The 8,498-nt window shown below is 31.6% G+C and carries 11 protein-coding genes and 1 tRNA gene; 7 read left to right on the plus strand and 5 right to left on the minus strand.

Annotated features, from left to right (window positions below):
* Nucleotides 1–29: 29 nt before the first annotated feature.
* Nucleotides 30–374: a 50S ribosomal protein L20 gene (rplT, locus tag AC9UFV_RS08710; RefSeq protein ID WP_027311007.1), complete on the plus strand. Its 345-nt coding sequence runs from the start codon at nucleotides 30–32 to the stop codon at nucleotides 372–374.
* Between the two features lie 76 nt (nucleotides 375–450).
* Here the strand turns inward: rplT and AC9UFV_RS08715 are convergent, their stop codons facing one another.
* Nucleotides 451–1,662, minus strand: a complete 1,212-nt coding sequence (locus AC9UFV_RS08715; protein WP_509574903.1) for an asparagine synthetase B — start codon at nucleotides 1,660–1,662, stop codon at nucleotides 451–453.
* A gap of 149 nt (nucleotides 1,663–1,811) precedes the next feature.
* Nucleotides 1,812–2,657 carry a DUF2911 domain-containing protein gene (locus AC9UFV_RS08720; protein WP_509574905.1) on the minus strand — a complete coding sequence of 282 codons (846 nt, stop codon included), beginning with the start codon at nucleotides 2,655–2,657 and terminating at the stop codon, nucleotides 1,812–1,814.
* Nucleotides 2,658–2,794: 137 nt separating this feature from the next.
* On the opposite strand from AC9UFV_RS08720, the gene AC9UFV_RS08725 reads away from it, so the two are divergent.
* Together AC9UFV_RS08725 and AC9UFV_RS08730 are read left to right on the plus strand one after the other, a co-directional pair.
* Nucleotides 2,795–3,265 carry an SRPBCC family protein gene (locus tag AC9UFV_RS08725; RefSeq protein ID WP_509574907.1) on the plus strand — a complete coding sequence of 157 codons (471 nt, stop codon included), beginning with the start codon at nucleotides 2,795–2,797 and terminating at the stop codon, nucleotides 3,263–3,265.
* Between the two features lie 2 nt (nucleotides 3,266–3,267).
* Nucleotides 3,268–4,554 (plus strand): cryptochrome/photolyase family protein, encoded by a 1,287-nt coding sequence (locus AC9UFV_RS08730; RefSeq protein WP_509574909.1) that lies wholly within the window; start codon nucleotides 3,268–3,270, stop codon nucleotides 4,552–4,554.
* A 2-nt stretch (nucleotides 4,555–4,556) separates the two neighbouring features.
* On the opposite strand, the gene AC9UFV_RS08735 is transcribed toward AC9UFV_RS08730, so the two are convergent.
* Genes AC9UFV_RS08735 through AC9UFV_RS08745 form a run of 3 tightly spaced genes read right to left on the minus strand, consistent with a single transcriptional unit; the run spans nucleotide 4,557 to nucleotide 6,594 of the window.
* Nucleotides 4,557–5,210 (minus strand): HAD family hydrolase, encoded by a 654-nt coding sequence (locus tag AC9UFV_RS08735; RefSeq protein ID WP_509574911.1) that lies wholly within the window; start codon nucleotides 5,208–5,210, stop codon nucleotides 4,557–4,559.
* A gap of 3 nt (nucleotides 5,211–5,213) precedes the next feature.
* Nucleotides 5,214–5,933 carry a tRNA threonylcarbamoyladenosine dehydratase gene (locus tag AC9UFV_RS08740; RefSeq protein ID WP_509574913.1) on the minus strand — a complete coding sequence of 240 codons (720 nt, stop codon included), beginning with the start codon at nucleotides 5,931–5,933 and terminating at the stop codon, nucleotides 5,214–5,216.
* A gap of 4 nt (nucleotides 5,934–5,937) precedes the next feature.
* Nucleotides 5,938–6,594, minus strand: coding sequence for a TatD family hydrolase (locus AC9UFV_RS08745; protein ID WP_509574915.1), 657 nt, complete (start codon nucleotides 6,592–6,594; stop codon nucleotides 5,938–5,940).
* A gap of 68 nt (nucleotides 6,595–6,662) precedes the next feature.
* Here AC9UFV_RS08745 and AC9UFV_RS08750 point away from each other — a divergent pair, with 68 nt between their 5' ends.
* From AC9UFV_RS08750 to AC9UFV_RS08765, 4 genes are all read left to right on the plus strand, one after another.
* Nucleotides 6,663–7,886 carry an MDR family MFS transporter gene (locus AC9UFV_RS08750; RefSeq protein WP_509574917.1) on the plus strand — a complete coding sequence of 408 codons (1,224 nt, stop codon included), beginning with the start codon at nucleotides 6,663–6,665 and terminating at the stop codon, nucleotides 7,884–7,886.
* 50 nt (nucleotides 7,887–7,936) lie between these two features.
* Nucleotides 7,937–8,164, plus strand: coding sequence for a hypothetical protein (locus tag AC9UFV_RS08755; protein WP_509574919.1), 228 nt, complete (start codon nucleotides 7,937–7,939; stop codon nucleotides 8,162–8,164).
* 1 nt (nucleotide 8,165) lies between these two features.
* Nucleotides 8,166–8,306: an SsrA-binding protein gene (locus AC9UFV_RS08760; RefSeq protein ID WP_509522469.1), complete on the plus strand. Its 141-nt coding sequence runs from the start codon at nucleotides 8,166–8,168 to the stop codon at nucleotides 8,304–8,306.
* Between the two features lie 86 nt (nucleotides 8,307–8,392).
* Nucleotides 8,393–8,466 (plus strand) — tRNA-Arg (locus AC9UFV_RS08765).
* Nucleotides 8,467–8,498: the final 32 nt, after the last annotated feature.

Here is an 8,498-nt window from a genome sequence, read left to right on the forward strand (position 1 = left end):
GACGCCTGCTACAAAAAAACAGTAAAATTATGCCAAGATCGGTAAATTCAGTTGCTAAAAGAGCAAGAAGAAAAAAAATAATGAAGCAAGCCAAAGGTTTCTTTGGAAGACGTAAAAACGTTTGGACAGTTGCGAAAAACGCGGTAGAGAAAGCAATGTGCTACGCTTACCGTGACAGAAAAGTGAACAAAAGAAATTTCCGTGCTTTATGGATTCAACGTATTAACGCTGGAGCTAGATTAGAAGGAATGTCTTATTCTCAATTAATTGGAAAACTAAAAGCTAACAATATCGAATTGAACAGAAAAGTTCTTGCAGATTTAGCGATGAATCATCCAGTTGCTTTCAAAGCTGTACTTAATAAAGTAAAATAAACGTTTTATCAACTATATTTAAACTTACTTACTATAAAAAAACCATTCGAAAGAATGGTTTTTTGTTTTCTATATGCTAGGTCTTTTGCTTCTTTTTCTTGGCAGCAGGAAACAAGACATTATTTAATATCAATCGGAAACCAGGTGAATTTGGATGTAAATCTAAAACTGTAGGTTCGTCACCAACTCTGTGTTGATAATCTTCTGGATCATGACCTCCAAAAAAAGTAAAAAAACCCTTCCCTTTTTGTCCATGAATGTACCTACCTTCGTTATTCAGAGTGTTTTCACCTAAAATCAAAACGTTTGATTTGATTTGGTCTCTGGTAAAAGCAGTAGTTTGACCCATAAATCCTTTCACTAGTTGGGTGTGATTTTGACACAACATTGTTGGAATAACATCCCACTTTGCAGAAAATTCCATCAAAGTGAAATAATCTTTCTCCATTGGTAATTGGCGTTTCTCTGTCATATCAATAGAAGAAAACTCATAATGTTCCGGTTTTCTATCTAAAATAAAATCTTTGAATGCGAATGTTTTTGAAAAATCTATTCTAGATTGATAATTCCCTTCGCTTGGATCTCCGTCAAACATTGGTTCACAAATATCAACTCCTTCAGCTGATAAAGCAATATCAAAACTATCAGTGGCAGAACACATAGCAAACATAAAACCGCCGCCTATCACAAAATCTCTAATTTTTTTGGCTACAGCCAATTTTTCTTCAGAAACTTTGCTGTAACCCAATTTAGCTGCTAATTTCTCAGCCTCATTTTTTTGTTCAATGTACCAGGGTGTGTTTCTGTATGCGCCAAAAAATTTACCATATTGTCCAGTAAAATCTTCGTGATGCAAATGCAACCAATCGTAAAGCAACAATCCATCGGCCAAAACCTCTTCATCATAAATTGGAGTAAATGGAATTTCGGCATAAGTTAAAACCATTGTTACAGCATCGTCCCATGGTTGTTTTCCTTTTGGTGTATAAACTGCAACTTTAGGAGCTTTTTCCAAAATTACGTTTTCCATATTTTGAGAAGGACTTGAAATGTCATTCAAAATTGAATTGGTTTCAGCATCGGAAAGAACTTCAAAACTAACACCGCGAATTTTACATTCTTTTCGAATTTCTTCTGCATCAGGCAACAGGAAAGAACCACCTCTATAATTAAGTAACCAACTAGCCTTGTATTTTTTATCCAAACACCAAAAGGTGATTCCGTATGCTTTTAGATGGTTTTGTTGCGTAGTTTCATCCATTGGAAGCAGAATAAAAGATGCTTTCATAGAAAAAGAAATAAGCAAAATAAAAAATACTACAGAATTTTTAAAGTTCATTTGTTATAAATATTTCCCTCAAAGATAAAGGAATTGAATAAAAAAACACCTAAATTAAAAGTAAATTTAGGTGTATTAATTTGATAAAATACAGTAAATTATTTCTTACTCCATTCCGCAATATTATCCTCATTCATTTTTACATAATCATTATTTTTTGCCTCTTTAGCTGCTGCTAATGAAATTTTAGCTGTTTCTATAGCACCTTTTTTATCTCCTAATTTTGCCTGAATTAATGATTTTAATTTAGTGTACCAAAATGGAGTTGCTTTATTCAGTTCCAAAGCTTTGTTTACATATGATAGTGCTTTATTCATATCACCATTCGATTGTAAATAAAATTGTGCGGCTGAAAAATAATCTCCAGCTGAAGGTCCAGCCATAATTTTATCGATGCTTGCCATAGCCATTTTTTGAGTTGGAACCTCAAATTTTAATGAAACTAATGTCTTTTCCCAACTTACATTCAAATAACCAAAATTATTATCTAGGTTGTTGATATCAATAGTTAAATTTTCAACATTTTTATTTAGCATTTGAGGAACTACTGAGGCTCTTAGGGCTACATCAGCTTCATTCCATTCTTCAGGAATACCCCAATTGTCAGTTTTTGAATAAAAAATAACTTCCCAAGTCTCCACTTTTGGTAAAGTAAATAATGCGTATTTACCTTTTTTTAAAGTTTTACCATCAATAACAATATCTTCGCTAAAACTGATTGTAGTATTTGAGTTGGCTCCTGTTCTCCATACTTTTCCAAATGGTACTAAATCTCCAAAAATATTTCTACCTTTTAAACCAGGACGAGAATATTCAACTTCTACATCTGTTAAACCAACCATCTGGTTTAACAAACATTTTGGACTTGGTTGAGGGGTTAAAATTTGTGACTGAAAAGTCAAGGAACTTAATAATAGTGCTATTAGCAAAACAACTTTTTTCATGATTTTAATTTTTTTATTGTTCAAATTTACGAATTCATCGGTGTAAAAATAGAATTTAATAATTTATTTTAAAAATAATTTGTTTAACTTATTCTTTTAAAAGATAAACAATTGTATTTTTGTATAAAATTAAACAAATGAAAATATACACGTTTAAAGCAACTCAAAAATTACCAATTTCACTTGATGAAGCTTGGGCCTTTTTATCAGATCCTAAAAATTTAAAAGTAATTACGCCCGATTATATGGGTTTTATAACACTTTCAGGTGATGATAGACCAATGTTTCCAGGGCAAATTATTCAGTATATTGTAACACCAGTTCTCGGAATTCCTACTAAATGGGTTACAGAAATCACTCATGTAATTGATAAAAAGTATTTTGTGGACGAACAAAGATTTGGACCCTATTCACTTTGGCACCACAAACATTTTATTAAAGAAATTCCTGGTGGTGTAGAAATGGAAGATATTATTGATTATAAAATTCCTATGGGAATTCTTGGTGAAATGGTTCATCCTATATTGGTTAAACCAAAATTAAATGAGATATTTGAATACAGAAGAACAAAATTAATTGAACTTTTTGGAGAATATAAAGAAGTATAAAAATGAATATTTTTTGGTTTAGACGTGATTTAAGGGTTGATGATAATAAAGGTTTCTATGAGGCATTAAAAAGCAACTCAGAAGTTTTACCACTATTTATTTTTGATAAAAATATTTTAGATGAACTCCAAAAAGACGATGCTCGTGTTAGTTTTATCCATGAAAGATTGGATATTATCGATATGGAGTTACAGAAATATGAAAAAAATTTAGCCGTTTTTCATGGAGATCCTGTTAGTATTATTTCAAAAATAATTTCTGAAAATCAAATTGAAGGTGTATTCACCAACCACGATTACGAGCCTTATGCAAAAGATAGAGATCAAAAAATTGAATCTATTTTAGCAGCAAATAATATTAAGTTTCGAACTTATAAAGACCAAGTAATATTTGAAAAAAGTGAAGTTGTTAAAGATGATCAAACCCCATATGTAGTATTTACTCCGTATTCTAGAAAATGGAAAGACTTGTTTAAAAGAACAAAATTAGAACACTTTGAATCAGAGAAGTTATTGAACAATATTGCCTATCACTCCTACCCTTTTTTAAGTTTGAAAGATATCGGTTTTGAACAATCTAAAATTAAAGTTGCTCAATTTAACAATACTGAAAAATTAATTTCAAATTATGAAGATACTCGGAATTTCCCAGCATTAGAAGGCACTTCAATGATTGGAACTCATTTAAGATTTGGTTCAGTTAGTATTAGAAAAATAGTTGCAAATGCGGCTTCTAACCAAAGAGAAACCTACCTAAACGAACTTATTTGGAGAGAATTTTTCATGCAAATTTTATGGCACTTTCCTCATACCAATAAAAGAAGTTTCCGACCAAAATACGATGCAATTAAATGGAATAACAATGAAGAGGAATTTAAAAAGTGGTGTGAAGGAAAAACTGGTTATCCATTTGTAGATGCTGGAATGCGTGAATTAAATGCTACAGGACACATGCACAATCGTGTGAGAATGATAGTTGCTAGTTTTCTATGCAAACATTTACTAATTGATTGGCGTTGGGGAGAAACCTATTTTGCAAGTAAACTTTTAGATTATGAGCAATCAAGTAATGTTGGAAATTGGCAATGGGCTGCTGGTAGTGGCGTGGATGCTGCACCTTATTTTAGAATATTTAATCCTACGGAACAAGTTAAAAAATTTGATAAAGAGCTAGTATACATCAAAAAGTGGATTCCAGAATTACAAGAATTTTCTTACCCAAAACCAATTGTAGACCATGTTTTTGCTCGCGAAAGATGCCTTAGAGTTTTCAAAGAAGCTGTTGGATAATTCTACAAATTGGTAATCACATTATAATCCAATTCATTAAAGTGATTTACAATCATATCAGCTTTAGATAAATCTTGTAGTTTTGAGTGAATACTATTGTAACCCACGCAGTAAATTCCTGCTGCTTTTGCGGCTAAAACTCCGTTGGTGCTGTCTTCAATTACAATACATTTTTCCTTTGGAGCTTTTGATAATGAAGCAGCAAATTCAAATATTGCAGGATGTGGCTTCGAGTTCGGAAAATCTTCACCACTAACAATATTACTAAAATAGGGATGCAATCCAAAACGGCGAAAGACTCGATCAATAGTAACTTTTGAGGCCGAAGATGCCAATATCAATTCAACTCCGTTTTCATGCAAGTTATTGATTAGATGTTCAACACCTTCAAGCAATTCCAAGTCTTCCTTATGATCAAAAGCATCGTTGAAAATTGTTCGTTTTCTTAAAATTAATTCTTCGACATCGGCGTTTAAATTGAAAATGGTATTTACTCTTTGGAATACATTACGAGTAGAATTCCCTGTAAATGAAGTAAATAACTCTTCAGAAACATCAATGTTTAATTCCGAAAAATGTTGGAAATAAGCATATCTATGAACCGGTTCAGTATCCACAATCACACCATCCATGTCGAAAATTACAGTTTGAATCATTACTTATTCTTTTTTTAATAAATTTCGAATTACAGTTTCCGCAGCATACAATCCAAATAAACCTGGCATATAACTATTTGTTCCATAAAACGATTTTTTATAATTACTTCCATCGGTAGTTTTCAAACTGCTTTGATCTTGAATTTCTGATGAAAATACTACTTTAATTCCTTTGTCAATTTTCTCTGCTTTTAGTCGTTTTTTTATAGCTTTCGCCAAAAAACAATTCACAGTTTTACTGATATCGGCCACTTTAACTTTTGAAGCATCCATCTTTCCTCCCGCTCCCATGCTAGAAATAATTTTTACCTTTTTTCTTTTGCAAGCAATAATCAAATTAAATTTTGGGGTAACGCTATCAATGCAATCCAAAACATAATCATATTCATTGCTTACAATTTCAAAAGCACGTTCTGGAGATAAAAATTCTTGAATTCTAATTAAATTTAGTTCCGGATTAATATCCATCAATCGATCCCCAACAATTTTTACTTTTGGTTGACCAACAGTTGAATGTAAAGCTGGTAATTGTCGGTTAATATTTGTAATATCTACAACATCTCCATCTACAATTGTCATTGTGCCAACTCCAGCTCTTGCTAAAAATTCAGCTGCAAAAGAGCCAACTCCTCCTAATCCAACTACTAAAACTTTAGCATTTTGTAACTTATTTAATCCTTCTGGTTTGAACAATAAAGCTGCTCTTTCAGTCCATTCTGCCATTTTATTACTTATTTATTTTGTTAAAAATAGAATTGTAATTAGAACTTATAATTGCTATCATTTCTTCCAATTCTATGTTTCTATGTTTTGCTGCAAGTTCATAAACTGCATTTATATCTTTTTCAATCGTATCCGTTTCTAAAAAAAATCGATCATTTGGAACGAAATTAATAACCAAATCCATATCATTATCTTGAAATAATGACTTTCCAAAAGAAAGATAAAAACCATTTTTAACCAATTGGTTTGCCATTTCAATATTTTTGGAAAAGCCATGAATAACCATAGGAACTGAAATGTTCAACTTCTTTTTTACAGCAATTATTTCTTGAAATGCTCCAACGCAATGAATAATAACTGGCTTTTGATAATTTTCGGCTAAAGCCAATTGTTTCTCAAATACCATTTGCTGTAAAGCCATTGGAATTTCAATTCTTTTATCCAACCCACATTCACCAATAGCTATACAACTTTCGTCGTTTAATTTATTTTCAATAATCTTTAAATCATTGTCAATTCTATCTTCAACAATATACCAAGGATGAATTCCAATCGAATAATTTGGTATAGTTTCATCAAATTCCTGCGGATATTGATTTACTATTTCAATAACATCGTCTTGATATGTATATTTATGGGTATGTAAATTGAAAAAAATCATGCAGCAAAAATAGTTTAAAAGTTATAAAGCCACAAAGTTTATTACCTTTGTAAATTCAAATATATTCCATGTTAAAAACTGCTTTTTATCGCTACATCAATAATTTCAGAGGCTTTACCAGAGAAATTTGGATTCTTGCGATCATTACCTTTATCAATCGAGCAGGAACAATGGTACTTCCATTTTTATCAAAATACCTAAAAGAAAACTTGCACTTTTCCTACAGTCAAGTGGGTTGGATTATGGTTTCTTTTGGTTTAGGATCTATGTTAGGTTCATGGTTAGGAGGTAAATTATCTGATAAAATAGGCTTTTATAAAATCATGATATTCAGCTTATTCACAAGTGGAATTGGATTTCTGTTACTGCAATTTGTAACCTCATTTGTTGGGCTATGTATTGGAATGTTCAGTATTATGGTTATAGCCGATATGTTTCGACCGGCCATGTTTGTATCTCTCGGAGCTTATTCTAAACCAGAAAATAGAACAAGAGCACTTACCTTGGTTCGAATTGCAGTAAATCTTGGTTTTGCTGCAGGCCCAGCATTAGGTGGACTTATTATTATGTCCATAGGATATCGCGGACTTTTTTGGGTCGATGGATTAACCTGTATTATAGCAATTGGATTATTTGCATTACTGGTAAAAGAGAAGAAAAAACCCATTGATGAAACTACAAAAATTGATGAATCAAAACGAATTTCAGTATTTAAAGACAAAATCTTTTGGGTATTTCTATTTGTAAGTTTTGTAACCGCAATGATATTCTTCCAATTGTTTACCACTTTACCATTATACCATCACGAAAAATTTGGATTAACCGAATTTCAAACAGGTTTATTAATGACTTTAAATGGATTATTAATTTTCGCTCTTGAAATGCCTATAGTAAGTTATTTTGAAAGAAAAAAAGTACACAAATTAAAAATCATACTTTGGGGAACATTATTAATGTCAATTAGTTTCTATTTGTTATTGATAAATATTTGGGCCGGAATATTGGTAATAAGTATGATTTTTGTTTCTATTGGAGAAGTATTTTCATTTCCATTTTCTAACGCATTTGCTTTAAGCAGAGCACCAGTAGGTCATGAAGGTCGCTATATGGCAATTTATACAATGAGTTTCAGCACCGCACACATAGTAAGTTCCAAATTAGGAATGGAAATTATTGATCATTTTGGCTACCAATGGAATTGGTTTGTAATGGGCGGATTTGGTGTTCTGGCGGCATTTAGTTGTATTTGGATTCAAAAACAATTAAAATTAGAAAATCCCACAAACCAATAATATCAAAAGGAAATACCTATTTTTGTATCACAAAATAACAATAAACAACTATGGCCAAAGGAATATACACAGGAATAATAGAATTAGACGAAAATGGAAATTATTTTTGCGGAAGCTATCTCCTTGATTACCAAATGGTAGCGAAGAGTTTTAAAGTCGGTGATAAAATTACCATTAAAACCGTTATTGTAAATCCTAGCGATAAATCCTTTCCTACATATGAAAAAAAATCTAGGAACTTCGCCATTGCAAACGAAAAACAAGATAAAGAATACTAATATGTTCAAAATCCTAGCTAAAATCAACAAACTCGTTTTACCAAGTTTAACGAAACAAAGATTGGATGTAACCAAAGCTAAAAATTGGCAAAAAGCACTCATCGCCTACCGCTATTACGTAACTGTAAGAGCATTAGACTAATGCAGTTTTTCAAAAACTCAATTTTGATTTATTTAAAAATACATTTGCAAATTAGACTTTAATACCTATATTTGCACCCACAAAATGGCCTCGTGGCGCAACTGAATAGCGCATCTGATTACGGCTCAGAAGGTTACTGGTTTGAATCCAGTCGAGGTCACAAAACCCTTATAAACAATGTTTGTAAGGGTT

This window comes from Flavobacterium sp. (assembly GCF_044349645.1).
Lineage (GTDB): Bacteria > Bacteroidota > Bacteroidia > Flavobacteriales > Flavobacteriaceae > Flavobacterium.

Bases quoted from the DNA above. Each gene is read 5' to 3' on its own strand.
- rplT (WP_027311007.1), top strand. From the start codon at position 30: ATGCCAAGATCGGTAAATTCAGTTGCTAAAAGAGCAAGAAGAAAAAAA.
- AC9UFV_RS08715 (WP_509574903.1), bottom strand. From the start codon at position 1,662: ATGAAAGCATCTTTTATTCTGCTTCCAATGGATGAAACTACGCAACAA.
- AC9UFV_RS08720 (WP_509574905.1), bottom strand. From the start codon at position 2,657: ATGAAAAAAGTTGTTTTGCTAATAGCACTATTATTAAGTTCCTTGACT.
- AC9UFV_RS08725 (WP_509574907.1), top strand. From the start codon at position 2,795: ATGAAAATATACACGTTTAAAGCAACTCAAAAATTACCAATTTCACTT.
- AC9UFV_RS08730 (WP_509574909.1), top strand. From the start codon at position 3,268: ATGAATATTTTTTGGTTTAGACGTGATTTAAGGGTTGATGATAATAAA.
- AC9UFV_RS08735 (WP_509574911.1), bottom strand. From the start codon at position 5,210: ATGATTCAAACTGTAATTTTCGACATGGATGGTGTGATTGTGGATACT.
- AC9UFV_RS08740 (WP_509574913.1), bottom strand. From the start codon at position 5,933: ATGGCAGAATGGACTGAAAGAGCAGCTTTATTGTTCAAACCAGAAGGA.
- AC9UFV_RS08745 (WP_509574915.1), bottom strand. From the start codon at position 6,594: ATGATTTTTTTCAATTTACATACCCATAAATATACATATCAAGACGAT.
- AC9UFV_RS08750 (WP_509574917.1), top strand. From the start codon at position 6,663: ATGTTAAAAACTGCTTTTTATCGCTACATCAATAATTTCAGAGGCTTT.
- AC9UFV_RS08755 (WP_509574919.1), top strand. From the start codon at position 7,937: ATGGCCAAAGGAATATACACAGGAATAATAGAATTAGACGAAAATGGA.
- AC9UFV_RS08760 (WP_509522469.1), top strand. From the start codon at position 8,166: ATGTTCAAAATCCTAGCTAAAATCAACAAACTCGTTTTACCAAGTTTA.